This is a genomic window from Paraburkholderia elongata, from assembly GCF_013177735.1.
Classification (GTDB): Bacteria; Pseudomonadota; Gammaproteobacteria; order Burkholderiales; family Burkholderiaceae; genus Paraburkholderia; species Paraburkholderia elongata.
The window spans coordinates 49,430-64,767 of sequence record NZ_WOEZ01000260.1; the positions used below are offsets into that span (position 1 = coordinate 49,430).

A 15,338-nucleotide genomic window follows, 5' to 3' on the forward strand; every position below is an offset into this window, starting at 1 on the left:
GTAGTTGTCTCTCAACCGTCTACCACTGGAAATCGATGCTATGGATTACTGAGCAAGCGCCAAGGTCTTCGCGATGCCTCTGGCAACCGCAGGTCGAGCCGAGATCTCGGCGTACCATCGAGCGACGAATGGGAACTTGTCGAGGGTTGCGCCGACCGCCTGATGGCGCCACGCCCACCCGAAATGGGCGATGTCCGCAATACTATAAGCGTCACCTGCAACGTACCGTCGATGCTTAAGGCCGTGATCGAGCACGCCCAGCGTCCGGTCAACCTCCGACAGCGCGCGCTTGGGCCTCGGGTTGGGGCGGCGACTGAATCGCGACCAGAAACGCCTGGAGGAACGCCGGGCTGAGGCCGGACGCGTGGAAGAAGAGTTGCTCGAAGACCTTGCTCCGGTGGGGGCCATTCTTCGGAAGAAGTTGTCCGGTCTTCTCAGCAAGGTAGACCAGGATCGCGGCGGATTCGCTGAGGACCACATCGCCGTCTCCGGGAACGGAACGGTCGATGAGAACGGGGACTTTCGCGTTGGGATTCATCGCCTTGAAGGTGTCGGTCTTCTGCTCGCCCTGGCGCAGGTTGACAGGAACGAGCCGATAGTCGAGCCCCATCTCTTCCAATGCGATCGGGACTTTGACGCTGTTGGGCGTGGGGAATGCGAGAACTTCAATGCCGGTCGTGCCGCTGGTGACGACGGCAATTTTTCCTTCGACTCTGCGTACCACGATCCATCTCCTAAGTGGGGTGAGACAAATCTACGGCGGCATGCTATTTTTCGAAATAGAAATGAATGAAAACCATCGTTGCAGGATTGTCGATGTCAAAGCTCCCGGATTTCGAAGGGCTCGCGATGTTCGCGAAGGTCGCCGAAGAAGGTTCGTTCGCCGCGGCGGCCACGGCCATGGGTGTCTCGGTCGCCACGGTCTCTCGGGCCGTTACCCGCCTTGAAGAGCGGCTGGGAGGCCGACTGTTCAACCGTACCTCCCGACGACTTGCACTCACGGACTATGGCCACACACTCGCCGAACGAGCGGCGAAAATCTATGCCGACGCCGAGGAGGCCGAGGATTTCGCCCGTGAGACCTCAAGCCGACCGCGTGGTCTCGTCAAGCTCGCTGCGCCGCTCACTTTTGGCGCTCGGTGGGTTGCCCCGCAGCTGCCCGAGTTTTTCCGGACCTACCCGGATATTTCCGTGGATCTTCATCTCACGGATGCCCATGCCGATCTGATTGGGGAAGGCTTCGATGCCGCCCTGCGCATCGCCATCATGGAAGACTCATCTCTCGTCGCGCGTCACATTGCACACGTGCGCCGGTTTGTCGTGGCATCCCCCGCCTACCTGGCTCGCTATGGTCGTCCGCAGCACCCACAAGATCTGGGCGCCCACCAGTGTCTTACCTACACGAACAGGAGTAAGCGCGACGTTTGGCGCTTTACCCACAAAAGTGGCGAGGAATGCGCGGTTACCCCAACCGGGGCGTTGCGAGGATCGAGCGTGGAAGCTTTGCTGCCCACGGTCCTCGCGGGACTTGCCATCGCTGAACTCCCTGAATTTGTTGCGACGCAGTACTTTTCCGACAATAAGCTTGAACCGATTTTGACTGACTGGCGCTTGCCCGAAGGCGGCCTTTATTTCGTCACACCCACTGCCCGCTCACGACCAGCAAAGGTTAGCGCCTTGGCCGACTTCTTCATCGCCAAGCTGACCACGGCAGATTGGAGCGCAGCGCGGCAATGCGCATCCCCAGCGTAACGCAGGTCCACTCGGCGCGAGCCAGTAACATTTTCATTTCCCACGCGTCCAACCGCTGCCCAGCAAACCCCGGCCGATGCCGCCGTACGAAACGCTCCGAGGAAAAATCCATGACCGACCCGGCCCATCACGCGTCCGACTTTCGCAGGCAGCGCACCGTCGGCATTGCCGGCATCGCGGTCGCCTCGCTGCTTGCCTCGGGGCTCTGGCTCGGCATCGATCTTTTGATGTCGCCCCTGCCCGGCATGGACAGCCTCGGCGCGCGGATGCTGCTGACGCTTAAATGCTGCTGTGCTGCGGTGCTGTTCTGCCTGGTGACGGGCGTCGAAGCCGTGGCGCACGAACGATTGACCTCGCCCGCGTTCGATCCGCTGGCGGGCTTCGAGACACACAGGTTGCGCGTCAATCAACGATACCTGCAGAACACGGTGGAGCAAATCATCGTGTTTGCGGCGTCGCTGTTCGGCCTGGCCGCGTATTGCCCCGACGGCTCGTCCATGCGCGCCGTCGTGGCGACGACCGTGGTCTGGATCGTCGCACGGTTCGCGTTCTGGCTCGGCTATCATCGCAGCGCTGCGATGCGCGGGCTCGGGGCGCCGGGCATGGCGATCAGTATGATCGTGCTGCTTTATGTGACGAGCCGGTTTGGGCATGAGATCGCAGGGACGGTGGGAGCGATTGTGCCGCTCGTTGCATTTTTCGCGGTCGAGGCGTTGTTGTTTTGGGGGACGCGGCCGGTGAAAGAGGGTTGATTCGACTGCCGTCGGATAACCGTGGCCGGCCCACTGCTTGTCAGCAGTTCGCTTTCTCAACGATTGACCAGTCGCTTTGGAAGCGCCAGAACCAGCAGACCACCAATCGTCAGACACGCGGCGAGCGTATACACGCCGAGGTCGGTCGAATGCGTCTTGTCGATGATCCAGCCGATGACGTAGGGGCTGACGAACCCAGCCAGATTGCCGAACGAATTCACCACCGCCACGCCCGTCGCCGCAGCCGCACCGGCGAGAATCGCAGTGGGCAGGCACCAGAACTGGCACAGCGTGGTCATGACGCCCATCGTCGCAACCGTCAGGCCGATCATCGCGAGCGTGACATTGCTGCTGCCGGCCGCGACGGCGACGACCCACCCGGCGGTGCCGATCAAGCCGGGCACCGCGACGTGCCAGCGGCGCTCGCGCCGGGCGTCGGAACTGCGGCCGACCACGATCATCGATATCGCCGCGGCCGCATAGGGCAGCGTGGTAAGCAGGCCGATAGTGAGCGGATCCTTCACACCAGAGCCTTTGATCAAGGTCGGCAGCCAGAAGCTGACACCATAGAGGCCCATGATGAAGAAGAGATAAATGACGCACAGCGCCCACACCATCGGACGGGTGAAGCCGTCCTTGAATGAATGCGACGTGGTGCCGCTCGCATCCGCGGCGACATTGGCGATAAGCGTGCGTTTCTCATCGTCGGTCAGCCATTTTGCCTGCTCGATGCCCCTGTCGAGCATCAGGATGACGACCACGCCCAGCACGAAAGAAGGAATCGCTTCGATCAGGAAGAGCCATTGCCAACCGGCCAAGCCGGACACACCGCCCATCGAATGCAGGATCCATCCGGAAAGCGGCCCGCCAATCACGCCCGAGATCGGAATGCCGGTCATGAACAGCGCAATGATCTTGCCGCGACGCTCCGACGGATACCAGTACGTCAGGTAAAGAATCACGCCCGGGAACAGTCCGGCTTCGGCGAGACCGAGCAGAAAGCGCAGGATGTAGAAGACGGTGGGTGTTTTCGTGAACATCATGCACGCGGAGATCACCGCCCACGTGATCATCACACGGACGATCCAGAGCCGCGCGCCGACCTTGTGGAGGATGATGTTGCTCGGCACTTCGAAGATGAAGTAGCCGATGAAAAAGATACCCGCGCCGAGGCCATAGACGGTCTCGCTGAAGTGGAGGTCCTGCAGCATCTGCAGCTTCGCGAAGCCGACATTCACGCGGTCGAGATAGGCGGCGACATAGCAAAGAAACAGCAAGGGAATGAGCCGCCACGTCACCCTTGCATAGAGTGCCGATTGCGCTTCATCGGCGGGCGCGTAGCGGGGGGGCGTCGCTAACGCTGGCCTCGACGGGTTCATGTGTGCCTCCTGTCTCGTGTTCGTTGTCGCCCCGCCTTGATCGGCATGCGAGGCGACTTATGCAAAAGGATCAGTCGAACATGTCGGGCTGCGTGTTGACCAACTGGTCCCAGATGGTCTGGAAATGCAGCCAGCCGATGTAGTCGCTGCCGACGTGCTCGCGGCTGTAGCGCGCTTTGTCTTCGGGCACAAGCCGAGGCTTCGCGCCCGTCGCTTCGATCATCAGCTGCTGCTGGCAGCAGCGCTCGAGCGCGATGAACCAGAACGCGGCGGACTCGATGCTGTGCCGGCTCGCGGTCAGGAGCCCGTGGTTCTGATGAATGGCCGCCTTCACGCCTTTGAACGCATCCGCCACCTTGTGGCCTGCCTTCACTTCGACGGCCACTTGCCCCGCCTCGTCGCCGATCACGACATGATCCTCATAGAACGCCGCGGCATCCTGGCTGATCGGATCGAGCTTCTTGCCGAGCGAAGCGAACGCGGTCCCGTAGACCGTGTGCGCATGACACATTGCGACGATGTCCGGATGTGCCTCATGCACCGCCGCATGCAGCACGAAACCCGCGCGATTGATCGCGTACTTCCCTTCGACGACACGGCCCTCATGGTCAGCGAGGATCAGATTCGAAACCTTCACCTGCGAGAAATGGACGGCCATCGGGTTGGTCCAGTAGAGCTCCGGATGCTCAGGATCGCGAACCGTCAGATGGCCCGCGAAGCCATAGTCGAACCCTTGCAGCGCGAACGCCCGGCAAGCGCCGACCAGCCGCTCTTTCAAGTGCCGCCGATGCTCGGCATGATTGGAAAACGATGGAAATTCGGGAAAGATCAGGCCTTCCTGCTCGGGCTGGTAAATCGACATGCGTCCCTTCAGGTCAATCGTCTTCGCCGGTGTCTCAATGACTTGCGACATGCTCGCCTCCTTGAAGCGCGTTGTGATCGTGGCGCCATGTTCGCTTGCCGGATCGGTGTTGACAAACTAAGGATGTTCATGGAAACCTGAATGTCATTCACCTATTGGAGTGCACAGGTGCGCAAATTGCCGAATTTCGTCTTATTGCGCGCCTTCGAAGCCGCTGCGCGTTTGCACAGCTTTGCGCTCGCAGCGCGTGAACTCTGCCTGACGCCGTCGGCAATCAGCCACCAGGTCAAGGAGCTCGAGGAATATTTCGGGCGGCCGCTGTTCATCAGACGAAATCGACGGATAGAACCCACCCCTGAGGCATTGCGTTTGCTCGACAGTGTGAGTCGCGTCTTCGATGTGCTCGAGTCGGCGTGCGCCGAGGTGTCCCTCGCGCCTCACGCACAGGTGCTCGCCGTACATTGCCCGCCAAGTTTCGCAGTGAAGTGGCTGGCTCCCCGGCTATCGGACTTCGCCCGGCATTACCCGGACATCACGCTTCGCCTGTCGACTGGTCCGGAGCCTCTGGACCTGAATCGTGCGCAAGAAATCGATGTCACCATCTCTTACGGCAGCGCGCTGGACCGTCCGGGAGTCGTGACGGTGCCGCTGGGGCGCGAGCCACTGGTTCCGATGTGCTCTCCCGCACTGCTCGAACGAGCGGCGACAGTAGAGCAACTTGTTCAGCAAGCGACGCTGATCGATAGTCCGCTCAGCCGCGTGACCTGGCGCGACTGGTTTGAAGCGAATGCGATGCCGATGCCCGAACGACCACGGCCATCGTTCGACCGCGCGGCGCTTGCGATCTCGGCTGCCGTCGACGGCATGGGGTTGGTCCTGGAAAGCGTCCGACTGGCCGAGCGCGAACTCGCCCGGGGAGAACTGGTGGAGATCGGGCGCGACCGCTTCGTCAGGTTCGAACGCGAGACTCACTTCCTGTCATGCCGAACGACCGAAATCAATCAGCCCAGGCTGGCCGCCTTCCGCCAATGGCTACTCGGCCAGGCGCGCGACCACGCGCACGACTAGGACGCTTGTACGAAGGTTAATCAACCCGCAAGCGCCTTCGCCCAATGGCTGAGGTGAAATGGAGTCAGATGGGTTCCTGCGACGCCAGCGTGGAAGGCTGCGGTCGCGCGAACCGTCCCCCGCCAGATGAATCTGATTCACGTTTTAATGAACAACGATCGTTTGTCAGCGCGTCGCGTAGACGCGACTATCTTGCTGCGCTGCGCCAAGCGCGTTTTCACGGAGCAAGGATGTCTGAAGTAATCGCAGGTCCATCGACGGCAAATGTGATGTTGAGCCCACATGAAATTGCAACGCTGATGCTGGTCAAGGATGCGCCCGGCCGGATCGATCCCGGCCGAGCCGAGCTTCACGCACTACTGGATCTCGAACTGGTGACGGTGGAGCGTCCCGCAGCCGGGTTCCCTCTTCCCAACGTCACGCCACTTGGCGATGCCATTTTGCGGTCAATCGCGCGGCTATTCTGATCGATACGCAGCATCTGAAATGCACGTCGTTGAACGGAGCGATCTCGTGAAGACCTGTTCCCTTCTGTCACGTTGAGCGGAAGCTGCTCATGCCTCGGATTTGACGTTGCTGGAGACAATCTTGAACCTGAAATGGATAGGAATTGCAATCGGCACAAGCGCGATGGCCATCGCTGCGGTTGCCGTTTTGGACCACTATCGCTGCGAGCGATACCGCGCGAATCTCTTGCGAAACCTCGATCGCCACGCGTCGCCCCTGACGCAAAATCAAACCTGGTAGTCTTGAGTATTGAGGCGAGCGGTTCTCGATCCTCTCGAAAGCCGACATTCTGTGGGTGATGGCGCCGCAAAACCGCCCTTCACTGAAAGGTCACTTCGACTTGTTCGAATCAGCGTCAGGGCAGCCGTTGCCATCTGCAGCAAAGGAATCCGCTTCAAACCAGAGTTGATGGCCAAATCGAGCGTCAGCAGCGATCGGCTTTGCAGGACACGGCTGCGATCGCCGGAAATGCCATGGCTTTAGACAGGTGGTGGAGATAGGACTTATTCGTTGGGGGCATCGGGCGCCGCGGTCGGTGGGCATGGCGTTTTGGGGCTCGGCGGCACGATTGGCCATGCACGGCCGGCATCCGTGAGCGTCGGTCTCGGTCGCATGCACCCATGTTTGTGTCGGGTCGTATGGATATGCCCGCACCGGACCGGAACGTCTTCTTTGCAGTGGCCATGCAATTGGGCCCACATGCTGATCCACCGGCATGTGAGCCGTTTGCACCTAGGCGAGGGAGATCAGGCCCGCGAAGCAGGGTTCCTGGTGGTCAGAGCAATTTGCAGGCCTCGTCAAAATCTAGGCGTGGGCTGCGCGGGAACAGCCCTGCCGGATCACCATAGCCCAGATTGCAGAGGAAATTCGACTTGATGTGGCTGTCGGGAAAGTACTCCTGCTGGAAGGTGCCCTCCTGTGCGCTCGCAGGAAAAAATTCATGGTCAACTTTTGCATGATCGAACCCGGACATCGGACCACAATCCAGTCCGAGCGAGCGGGCAGCCAGGATGAAATAAGCCCCTTGTAGCGAGCTATTGCGCCGTGCCGTGACCTCGGCCAGTTCCGGTGTGTCGGCGAACCAGGCTCGCGCATCTGCGTGCGGGAAGAGTTTAGGCAGCTTGTCATAGAACTTGCCGTCATAAGCGATGATGGCAGTCACCGGTGCGCTCATCGTCTTGTCGATATTGCCTGGTGCCAATGCCGGTAGAAGTCGTTGCTTCGCTTCCTGAGTGCGCAGAAACAGAATACGTGCTGGGCTGCAGTTTGCGCTCGTTGGACACCACTTCATCAGCTCGTAGAGTTCGCGCAATGTGTCATCACTGACCGGTTTAGGCAGCCAGCTGTTGTGGGTTCGAGCCTGACGGAACAGCAGATCCATCCCTTCTTCATTCACTCGTTTGTCCATATTTGCCTCCCAACGGAAACGGACGTTGCAAGTTGCCTTCTTGCATCAACAACCACGAAATCTTGGAGGGCGGTATGCCGTCCAAGCGTTTCGTGAACATCACGCAGCAGGTCATCGATGATCTGAGCGCAGCCCCGTTTGGGTGTTATAGACGTACCACGCGTCGTTCATGGAAAAATTTGCGCGGGCGGGTACCGGTGACGCTCCGGGGAGCGCCCCCAAACCAAGTCGGGAGAACCATCATGTCACTGCAAGACAAGCTCGACGCATTCAAGGCGGACTTCGAGGCAGGCAACACCGGCGGCGAGCTCACTTTCTTCCCTATACTTCCATATATTTCGGAGTTGGCTGACCAGCCGACTACTTTGCAACTTCAAGTGAGGATGCTATGCGCGCAGCCTGGTACTCAAGAAACGGGGAGGCTCGGGAGGTTCTGATGGTTGGTGAGATGCCGATTCCAGAACCTGGGAGAGGTGAAGTTCGTGTCCGAATAGCCTGCTCGGGAGTAAATCCGTCTGATGTCAAGTCGAGGCGTAATCGACCGCTAGCCAGTGAGCGTATCGTGCCACACAGTGACGGCGCTGGCGTCATTGATATGGTTGGTGAAGGCGTGAATCCCGACCGAATAGGGGAACGGGTCTGGGTCTGGAACGGTCAATGGCAGCGCCCAATGGGCACTGCCGCCCAGTATGTCGTACTGCCTGAATTGCAGGCCGTGGAATTGCCGGCCGCAGTAGATTTTGCTGCGGCAGCCTGCCTCGGCATTCCTGCCACGACGGCCTTTCAGGCGATTCATATGTTAGGCGACATCACCGGAAAAACCGTGCTGGTCGTTGGTGCGTCTTCCGCTGTGGGACACTATGCCACTCAGTTTGCCGCCATGGGCGGCGCCAAGGTGATAGGAACCGTAGGGTCCGTAGAGAAGGCACGACATGCAGTGGATGCTGGCACCTCTGAGACGATCTACTACAAGGAAGAGAACGTTCCTGAAAGGGTCAAGGCAATCACCAAGGGGCTCGGCGTTCATGCGATCGTCGACATGGATTTCTCAACGACGATCAAATGGCTTCCCTTCGGAGTTCTTGCGCCTCATGGAACAATCATCTGCTACGGTTCTAATGCCCCCGGCGAAACAGCAGTGCCGTTTCGCGACCTTCTTTTTGGCTCAATTAGCCTGCGCTTCTTTGTCGTGTACGACCTTGATCGAGTAGACAGGCAAAGGGCGACTGACGGCCTCACGAAGCTACTGGAGGAGGGGAAGCTACAGCACACGATCGGGGCACGTTTTCCCTTGGACGACATTGCTGCAGCGCATGAAGCTGTCGAAGCTGGAAGCCTGATAGGCAACGTTGTATTAGACCTACCTTGACCCGATCTCAGCAACAGCACGATGTCGAGCACGCTTTGATCTTTCCCGAGGTCCTTGTTCCGCAGCCGGCATTGCGGAGCCCCGCCGCCAGGCAAGGGCAACGAAGGCTGCGCCGCCGGAAGGCAGGCTAGGAGGGACTATGAAGGTTGCTGAGCTGGAGGGAGTCCTATTGGACTACTGGGTAGCGCGAGCCGAAGATCTACTTCATCCGCATATCGACGATGGGCTATGTTGGGTGGAAGAGCCTGCTTGCGATGGTGACCCAGCGGGCGCTTTAGACACAGCGTTCTCTCCTGCGAGCGATTGGGCCGTTGGCGGCCCGATCATCGAGCGTGAAGACTACTGCCTACCCCGCGTCAACACAAATGTCGGCACACTGCACCACGGCGGTTACGCAGCATCCACACCGGCTGGTTTTTGCTTCTATGGAAAAACGCCGCTGATCGCCGCCATGCGTGCCTACGTTGCAGACAAGTTCGGCGAGGAAGTGCCTGACGAGGCGACGACCGGGACTAAGCCGGAATAGTCTGCCCCGCCACAATCTTCTCCAGAGCCGCCTTGGTGCTTGCGTACCCGTCACTGAACAACCGCAGCCGGATCTCGATCGGCATGTTGCGATCGAGGGAGCTGGCCTACCCCGTCGGCACGCGCACGATTGTCACGCCGTCCTTCGTGTAGCACGATTTTTCTGCGTTCGGGCGACGGGAGGTGATGATGAAAAGCCGGCCAGGCAAACGGGCACCCCGAAGATTGCGTCGAGCCCCTTGGCGGGAACTGAGGCCGCCTAAAGTGCCCGTGTCGGCGGTCAACGAAGTAGGCGAAAACGAACAGCGCCGCGATAGCCAACGGCACCATTACTGAGAAAGCGACACTTCACACAATGATGCGTCCACCAGCAGAAGTATGTCGATTACGGAAGTTCGCCATCGGACCGGGTTCGGCCAGTTTCTGCCGCTCGAACGAATGTCCCGAAGGTCCGCTTGTAACCTGACATGTGACGGACGTGATTCCACTGCGAGTTTCTCCGTTCATCGGTCAACGATCCATTGGCGGCGCGTGGTTGTCTGCGCGCTGCGATTTGCCAGATTGCTGGTCTGAGGCCGGTGGAGTAGGCGCGACGGGCACGGGTGATCACGGAGTCCAACGATAAACAACGATGCTGGAGCCGTTGTAGTTGTCCTTCGTGACCACGTACTCCCCGGTCGATCGAAGGTACGATCTAAGACCGTACATCGAATCCACGTCATTGCCGACGTACACATTGCTGGGGTTGCTGTTGATGAACGTATTGTCCAACCTGCCCGTCGTCAGGTTGAAGGCATCGATGTTGGGCACGGTGTGGACGTAGCCAACGAACAGGTAGTTGCCAGCAGCAGTGAGGGACTTCGGATTGGCGCTGGTGAGCGTGATAACCGGGTTCGGGTTGGTTGTGTTGCCGGCGAGCCACCCGTGGTAGACCTCTACGCGGGTTCCGATGCCGGTCCAGTCCGTGCTGCCCGTGATCCGCTGCCCGAGAATCATCGTGTCGCTTTCGGGCAGGTAGATGATGCGGCTCAGGTCACCGATCGATGCAGGAACCGGCACGGTTACGGGCGCTCCCCATGACGGCTTGCCGTTCGCATCGAACCCGGTCAGCGGCCAGTGCCAGATCCGGTTCGTCTTGTCGAGCCCGGCCCACACGTCGCCCCTGCTGTCGAGGCAGAAGCCGTTGCGAACCAGCGCAGTGGCATTGAATAGCGTGCCCGGCAATACCCCATCCGGGACGGCAGTGTAGCCCTGGGCGGCGTCAAAGTGGAAGAAGTAGAAGCCGTCGGGGTTCTGGTCAGTGGCGACCAGCACCCTGTTCGTTCCTGCGCTCGCAATCATGCCGAAGTGCAGGCCGCGACCCCGGTAAGTCACGTCGAGGCGGGGGTCGGACGGATACGTGAACGGGTCAACGGTGTTGGCGACAAACTTCCAGTCCGCACTACCTGTGCCTGAATAGATGTTCACGCCGGAATAGAACAGGGTTGCGTCAGTCGCCGGATCGGGGGCGGCTATCGCCTCGAAATTCAGTGCACGCAGGTTGTAGAGGAGCTTGCCTGTCGGGCTGTATGCGTAGAGGTCTGTGCCTCCTGTGCGGCCATGGTCCCATGAGCCTCCCCACGGCTGGGAAAGGATGTAGAGGTTGCCGGCCGAGTCTTTGCCGATGCCGTCGATGCGCGCGAAGCGCAGACTCCCCACCTGCCCTTTCGTACCAGTCGTTGTATCCAGATAGCCACCCTTCACCCCGAACGTGCTTTTCAGTGTCCACGTGCGCGTGTCGTAGATCTTCGCGTTCTGGTCCGGTCCTGCGTCGCCGATCCAAAGATACTGCGTGGTTGGGTCGAAGTAGAGCGCATGCGGGACTTCGCCAGCGGGCAGGGTGAGCGTATGCAGGATCGTGCCGGTCTGGCTGACCTGAAGGACGGTGCCCTCTGCCTCCTGGGCGACGAGGATGTTGCCATTGCGGTCGAACGCTAGTGCGCCGGGGTCAGTCACGGCAATGTCACGCAGCCAGGTGCCATTGATGTCGTAAAGTCGCATGCGCGCGCACGGGTTGTCGCTCGCCATCCAGAAGTGGGACCAGGTGGCGATACCGGTGATCACATCGGCGCGCCGCTCGGTGGTGTCGCACGAGACCTGGATGTTCTGGTCAAACGCCCCCGTCACCCGGTCGTATCTGATCACCAGGCCGCTCGAGTAGACCCCGTTCACGCGTCCCCACTGGCGCGGTGCCCAGAGCTTGGTGGCATTGCCGGTGATGGCACTGCCTTGTGGTTCACCATGCGCGCCAAGGCTGCCGGCGTTCAAACCACTCTTGTAGATCGCAATGCCGCCCTCGTTCTCGTCCCACATGGAAGCGGTGTAAATGGTGCCTTCTGGCGCAACCCACATCGAACGCGCGGCGTTACCTACGTGAGTGACGTTAGTCCCAAACGTATTCGCTATCCAGTCAGTCGTGTACTGGCCCTGACATTCTGACGCGATCGTAGCGCTCAGCATTACCGCAAGGAATGCGGCACAAATTCGTTTCATGACGTACCCCCAATTTGCAACACGTGCAACGGCCGCCATCAGGAGACCGGATGGCTGCAATGAGGTGGCTGGCAAGTAAGGATGCGGTCCGGCGCAATCAAATCGGCGGGCCGCACAGGCCGGCACGTCCCGCGCCGGTTTTGTCAGTCGAGGGACGTGCTTCTGAAAAATAGTGCTCTGGGCGCGAAGCCCGAAGACCAAACCGAGCAGAAGTGTGCGATTGCGTACGTTGGCATTTTCATGGCACCGTCACATTAACCGGCTGCCGCACCTGGGCATGCGGGTCAACGAACGACCGATCCACCTTTGGACGCCGCCGTTGAGATCGGCTGGACTGACGGGCCGAAGTGGGTCGAACAGCGCCCACCGGTCGTCGGCGCAGACTTGCACTCCCTTTACTTGAAAGGAGTGTGTCATGGAAGCGACCACGGTCAACACCCCGGCCCGCGTGCTGTGGAACAAGGGCAAGTTCACAGGCCAGAAGCCGCCACTGAAACTGAAGGAAATCTGGGCCATCCGGATTCGCCTGCAACTTTCAGCGCGAACGCGTGATCTCGCGATTTTTAACCTAGCCATCGACAGCAAGTTGAGAGCATGCGATCTGACTAAACTACGAGTGCGTGATATTTGCCACGGCCACCACGTTGCGTCACGGGCAACGGTCATGCAGCAGAAAACTCAGCGTCCCGTCCAGTTCGAGATCACCGAGCAGACTCGGGATAGCGCAGAAGCGTGGATCAGGACAGCTAGACTGTCGCAGTCGGACTTTTTGTTCCCGAGCCGGATTCACGGATCGCCACACCTTTCAACACGCCAATACGCACGCCTCGTGCATCGCTGGATCGCGTCGATTGGTCTCGACGACACGGCGTATGGAACCCATACAATGCGCCGGACTAAGGCATCGCTGATCTACCGGCGCACAAAAAACCTGCGGGCGGTACAGTTGCTACTTGGCCATTCCAAACTTGAAAGCACAGTTCGATATCTCGGCATTGAGGTAGACGATGCGCTTGAGATGGCCGAACAAACTGAGGTTTGAACTGAAGACTTACCGGGCGGTGGTCGGGCGCTGTCCGGCCAGGAGGCGACGGTCGCTTGAGATCGGTCGATTGGGCGTTTACAGACCAAAACCGGCCGGTCAGGAATTTCTCGACCGGCACTTCAATGGTCCAGCGAGCCGTTCCGGAAGTTCGCGACAGGTCCGAGTTCCGGCCGACTGTAGTCCGTCGAACGAGGCGCCCGATAATAACCGACATGTGCACACGATATGACACTTAGTTATTTGGACTGTTTCTCCGTTCTGCTATACCCAACGCATAGGCTGTGCGCGGCCCACCTGCTGCACGGTCAGTCGGCGCGCGTTGCGACGGGCGCGATACAGGGGCAACGCTTTGGTGGGAACCGCTTCTTCGGGCGGCAGGCCGCCAGGAGGCTGATATGGCAAATTACCTGTTCGTAGAATCGCGCGATCCGTATGGTACTGGGGATACCCAACAGATCGGTGAACTGGTCAAGGGTCTACGCCAGAGGAACAACGCGGTCACGCTTTTCCTAGTTCAAAACGGCGTGCTTTCCACTCGCCCGGGTGCGAAATTCAGCGAGCGGTACGCGGAGCTGACGCGCAGCGGCATCACTGTTCTTGCTGATGAATTCTCCCTTCGTGAACGGGCGATCGGGAGGTTGACGGAAGGTGTCCAGAAGGCAGACATCGACCAACTTGTGGATGTCCTGTTTGTGGCAGGCACCAAGGCCATTTGGCATTGAAGCAAGGAGAACGTGATGGCTACCGGTAAGAAATTGACGCTGGCACTGATGGATCCCCCGTATGAGAAGGCAGCTAGCACCACGGCGCTACGCATTGTCGATGCGGCACTGCGTCGAGGCCACGACGTGACGGTGTTCGCCTACGAAGGGGCAGTCAATCTGACGATGAAGGCGCAGGCCCCGCATGCCAATCCGGTCAAGGGCACATCTGTGGAGGAAGAGGATCACCCGACCACCAGGGACTGGGTTGCAGCCCTGTTTCAACTCGCTGGCCAGGAAGGTGTCAAGCTCGATTGGATCAACTGCGGCCTATGTGTGGACGAACGCGGTGCAGGCGACTGGATTGAGGGTCCGCGCCGCGGCAGCCCTAAAGATTTTCTTGAGTCCGTGACCCAGAGTGACGCCGTGCTCGTAATCCCGACGAAATAGGAGTCGCGCCATGAAAATCCTGAGCATTGTTGAGACAGCGTACCGGGCTACGCTTGAAGAACAGGATGACACCATCCTGTGGTTGAACCATGTGCTGAAAAACGCCGGCGCGGACATCAGCCTGCTGCTGCGCGGCAACGCCGTGAACTATGGCGTGCGCGGCCAGGATGCCACAGGCCTCGCGTTCGGCGCGCGCCGGCATTCCCATCCGCCGGCGCTCGACAAGGATCTGGAAAAAATGATCGGCGCCGGCGTCGCCGTGTATGCGGTCACCGAGGACATGGGCGACTGTGGATTGTCACAGGAAGACGTCATTGGCGGCTTGACGGCACTGGGGCGGGCCGAGATTCCCGCTCTGTTCGACCGCTTTGATCAGGTCTGGCACTGGTAATGGATCAAGGCTGTACCACATTCGGCCGACCATGTGCGAATGGTTACGCTTGGCTGGCAACAGTTACGGGGCGCCCCGTTGACAGCGCCCCCGCTTGCTTCCCGGTGTCCTGCTCAGTGCTGATCGCTTGACGGATGCGCGTCATCCCATTGCTTCGGAATGTCCCGAAAGGCTACAAAGTGGCTGGGCGGAAAGTTGCCGTGTCATCCCCGATCGTCGCCTGTCGATCGAGGAGCGGACGGTCGCGAAGTTTGACTGAGCGGCTCATAAGGGTCGACGGACGAAACCGCTCGCGCGGTAGATCCTGATATGACTTCCTCCTTGTCAAGTGCTAAACGCTGGTCAAGAACCACAAGCCGTTTCGCCTCGCTGACCTCCCCTTTCTCTGCAAGCCGTTTTTGTCTGTGGGTCTCCCCCTCGGCACTTTCTGTCGGCGAATCTCCTCAGGGCGGCGCAGCCTGTAACGTCGACGGTGGATCACTCTGATATCCGTGGGTTGGCTACCACATTACAGGGCTCCGTATGGTGAACCTTCCGCGCTCTATGGCCGCGAGTCAGCATCAGGTGCTGTCGCGTAGGATCTTCGCGGGTTGTTCA

17 protein-coding genes are annotated in these 15,338 nt (G+C 59.7%); 11 read left to right on the plus strand and 6 right to left on the minus strand.

Annotated elements, in window-relative coordinates; translation table 11 throughout:
• Positions 1-45: 45 nt before the first annotated feature.
• A complete protein-coding gene (locus GNZ13_RS53150; protein WP_328807384.1) occupies positions 46-255 on the minus strand; it encodes a glutathione binding-like protein in 210 nt (69 codons plus the stop codon).
• Positions 256-268: 13 nt separating this feature from the next.
• Entirely contained in the window at positions 269-724 is a 456-nt protein-coding gene (locus GNZ13_RS53155) for a glutathione S-transferase family protein (protein ID WP_328807385.1), read from the minus strand.
• A gap of 92 nt (positions 725-816) precedes the next feature.
• Here GNZ13_RS53155 and GNZ13_RS43850 point away from each other — a divergent pair, with 92 nt between their 5' ends.
• Positions 817-1,752, plus strand: coding sequence for a LysR family transcriptional regulator (locus GNZ13_RS43850; RefSeq protein ID WP_172176809.1), 936 nt, complete (start codon positions 817-819; stop codon positions 1,750-1,752).
• 110 nt (positions 1,753-1,862) lie between these two features.
• A complete protein-coding gene (locus GNZ13_RS43855; protein WP_172176778.1) occupies positions 1,863-2,504 on the plus strand; it encodes an MAPEG family protein in 642 nt (213 codons plus the stop codon).
• Between the two features lie 56 nt (positions 2,505-2,560).
• On the opposite strand, the gene GNZ13_RS43860 is transcribed toward GNZ13_RS43855, so the two are convergent.
• Together GNZ13_RS43860 and GNZ13_RS43865 are read right to left on the minus strand one after the other, a co-directional pair.
• Entirely contained in the window at positions 2,561-3,883 is a 1,323-nt protein-coding gene (locus tag GNZ13_RS43860) for an MFS transporter (protein WP_172176780.1), read from the minus strand.
• Between the two features lie 70 nt (positions 3,884-3,953).
• Positions 3,954-4,796 carry a class II aldolase/adducin family protein gene (locus GNZ13_RS43865; RefSeq protein ID WP_172176782.1) on the minus strand — a complete coding sequence of 281 codons (843 nt, stop codon included), beginning with the start codon at positions 4,794-4,796 and terminating at the stop codon, positions 3,954-3,956.
• A 90-nt stretch (positions 4,797-4,886) separates the two neighbouring features.
• Here GNZ13_RS43865 and GNZ13_RS43870 point away from each other — a divergent pair, with 90 nt between their 5' ends.
• Together GNZ13_RS43870 and GNZ13_RS43875 are read left to right on the plus strand one after the other, a co-directional pair.
• Positions 4,887-5,813, plus strand: a complete 927-nt coding sequence (locus tag GNZ13_RS43870) for a LysR substrate-binding domain-containing protein (protein WP_172176784.1) — start codon at positions 4,887-4,889, stop codon at positions 5,811-5,813.
• Positions 5,814-6,082: 269 nt separating this feature from the next.
• Positions 6,083-6,280 carry a hypothetical protein gene (locus GNZ13_RS43875; RefSeq protein WP_172176811.1) on the plus strand — a complete coding sequence of 66 codons (198 nt, stop codon included), beginning with the start codon at positions 6,083-6,085 and terminating at the stop codon, positions 6,278-6,280.
• Between the two features lie 815 nt (positions 6,281-7,095).
• On the opposite strand, the gene GNZ13_RS43885 is transcribed toward GNZ13_RS43875, so the two are convergent.
• Positions 7,096-7,728, minus strand: a complete 633-nt coding sequence (locus GNZ13_RS43885) for a malonic semialdehyde reductase (protein ID WP_172176788.1) — start codon at positions 7,726-7,728, stop codon at positions 7,096-7,098.
• A 242-nt stretch (positions 7,729-7,970) separates the two neighbouring features.
• Between GNZ13_RS43885 and GNZ13_RS43890 the strand changes: the two genes are divergently transcribed.
• The 3 genes from GNZ13_RS43890 (at position 7,971) to GNZ13_RS43900 (ending at position 9,623) form a co-directional block, all read left to right on the plus strand.
• On the plus strand, positions 7,971-8,165 hold the full coding sequence (locus GNZ13_RS43890; protein WP_172176689.1) for a hypothetical protein: 195 nt from the start codon (positions 7,971-7,973) through the stop codon (positions 8,163-8,165).
• Positions 8,166-8,176: 11 nt separating this feature from the next.
• Positions 8,177-9,097 (plus strand): NADPH:quinone reductase, encoded by a 921-nt coding sequence (locus tag GNZ13_RS43895; RefSeq protein ID WP_236002451.1) that lies wholly within the window; start codon positions 8,177-8,179, stop codon positions 9,095-9,097.
• A 139-nt stretch (positions 9,098-9,236) separates the two neighbouring features.
• Complete coding sequence (locus tag GNZ13_RS43900) at positions 9,237-9,623, plus strand: phage protein NinX family protein (protein ID WP_172176792.1); 387 nt, start codon at positions 9,237-9,239, stop codon at positions 9,621-9,623.
• Positions 9,624-10,228: 605 nt separating this feature from the next.
• Here GNZ13_RS43900 and GNZ13_RS43905 read toward each other — a convergent pair.
• Complete coding sequence (locus GNZ13_RS43905; RefSeq protein ID WP_236002446.1) at positions 10,229-12,154, minus strand: YncE family protein; 1,926 nt, start codon at positions 12,152-12,154, stop codon at positions 10,229-10,231.
• A 415-nt stretch (positions 12,155-12,569) separates the two neighbouring features.
• Here GNZ13_RS43905 and GNZ13_RS43910 point away from each other — a divergent pair, with 415 nt between their 5' ends.
• The 4 genes from GNZ13_RS43910 (at position 12,570) to GNZ13_RS43925 (ending at position 14,741) form a co-directional block, all read left to right on the plus strand.
• Complete coding sequence (locus GNZ13_RS43910; RefSeq protein ID WP_172176795.1) at positions 12,570-13,196, plus strand: tyrosine-type recombinase/integrase; 627 nt, start codon at positions 12,570-12,572, stop codon at positions 13,194-13,196.
• 398 nt (positions 13,197-13,594) lie between these two features.
• The gene (locus tag GNZ13_RS43915; protein WP_172176797.1) at positions 13,595-13,921 is read left to right on the plus strand and encodes a sulfur reduction protein DsrE; all 327 of its coding nucleotides are present in this window, start codon (positions 13,595-13,597) and stop codon (positions 13,919-13,921) included.
• 15 nt (positions 13,922-13,936) lie between these two features.
• Positions 13,937-14,350, plus strand: coding sequence for a DsrE/DsrF/TusD sulfur relay family protein (locus GNZ13_RS43920; RefSeq protein ID WP_172176799.1), 414 nt, complete (start codon positions 13,937-13,939; stop codon positions 14,348-14,350).
• Positions 14,351-14,360: 10 nt separating this feature from the next.
• Positions 14,361-14,741: a DsrE family protein gene (locus tag GNZ13_RS43925; protein WP_172176801.1), complete on the plus strand. Its 381-nt coding sequence runs from the start codon at positions 14,361-14,363 to the stop codon at positions 14,739-14,741.
• Positions 14,742-15,338: the final 597 nt, after the last annotated feature.

Coding starts and splice junctions, on each gene's coding strand:
- GNZ13_RS43870 (WP_172176784.1), top strand. CDS start 4,887: ATGTCATTCACCTATTGGAGTGCACAGGTGCGCAAATTGCCGAATTTC.
- GNZ13_RS43890 (WP_172176689.1), top strand. CDS start 7,971: ATGTCACTGCAAGACAAGCTCGACGCATTCAAGGCGGACTTCGAGGCA.
- GNZ13_RS43850 (WP_172176809.1), top strand. CDS start 817: ATGTCAAAGCTCCCGGATTTCGAAGGGCTCGCGATGTTCGCGAAGGTC.
- GNZ13_RS43905 (WP_236002446.1), bottom strand. CDS start 12,154: ATGAAACGAATTTGTGCCGCATTCCTTGCGGTAATGCTGAGCGCTACG.
- GNZ13_RS43885 (WP_172176788.1), bottom strand. CDS start 7,728: ATGGACAAACGAGTGAATGAAGAAGGGATGGATCTGCTGTTCCGTCAG.
- GNZ13_RS43925 (WP_172176801.1), top strand. CDS start 14,361: ATGAAAATCCTGAGCATTGTTGAGACAGCGTACCGGGCTACGCTTGAA.
- GNZ13_RS43895 (WP_236002451.1), top strand. CDS start 8,177: ATGCCGATTCCAGAACCTGGGAGAGGTGAAGTTCGTGTCCGAATAGCC.
- GNZ13_RS43875 (WP_172176811.1), top strand. CDS start 6,083: ATGTTGAGCCCACATGAAATTGCAACGCTGATGCTGGTCAAGGATGCG.
- GNZ13_RS43865 (WP_172176782.1), bottom strand. CDS start 4,796: ATGTCGCAAGTCATTGAGACACCGGCGAAGACGATTGACCTGAAGGGA.
- GNZ13_RS43855 (WP_172176778.1), top strand. CDS start 1,863: ATGACCGACCCGGCCCATCACGCGTCCGACTTTCGCAGGCAGCGCACC.
- GNZ13_RS43910 (WP_172176795.1), top strand. CDS start 12,570: ATGGAAGCGACCACGGTCAACACCCCGGCCCGCGTGCTGTGGAACAAG.
- GNZ13_RS43920 (WP_172176799.1), top strand. CDS start 13,937: ATGGCTACCGGTAAGAAATTGACGCTGGCACTGATGGATCCCCCGTAT.
- GNZ13_RS43900 (WP_172176792.1), top strand. CDS start 9,237: ATGAAGGTTGCTGAGCTGGAGGGAGTCCTATTGGACTACTGGGTAGCG.
- GNZ13_RS43915 (WP_172176797.1), top strand. CDS start 13,595: ATGGCAAATTACCTGTTCGTAGAATCGCGCGATCCGTATGGTACTGGG.
- GNZ13_RS43860 (WP_172176780.1), bottom strand. CDS start 3,883: ATGAACCCGTCGAGGCCAGCGTTAGCGACGCCCCCCCGCTACGCGCCC.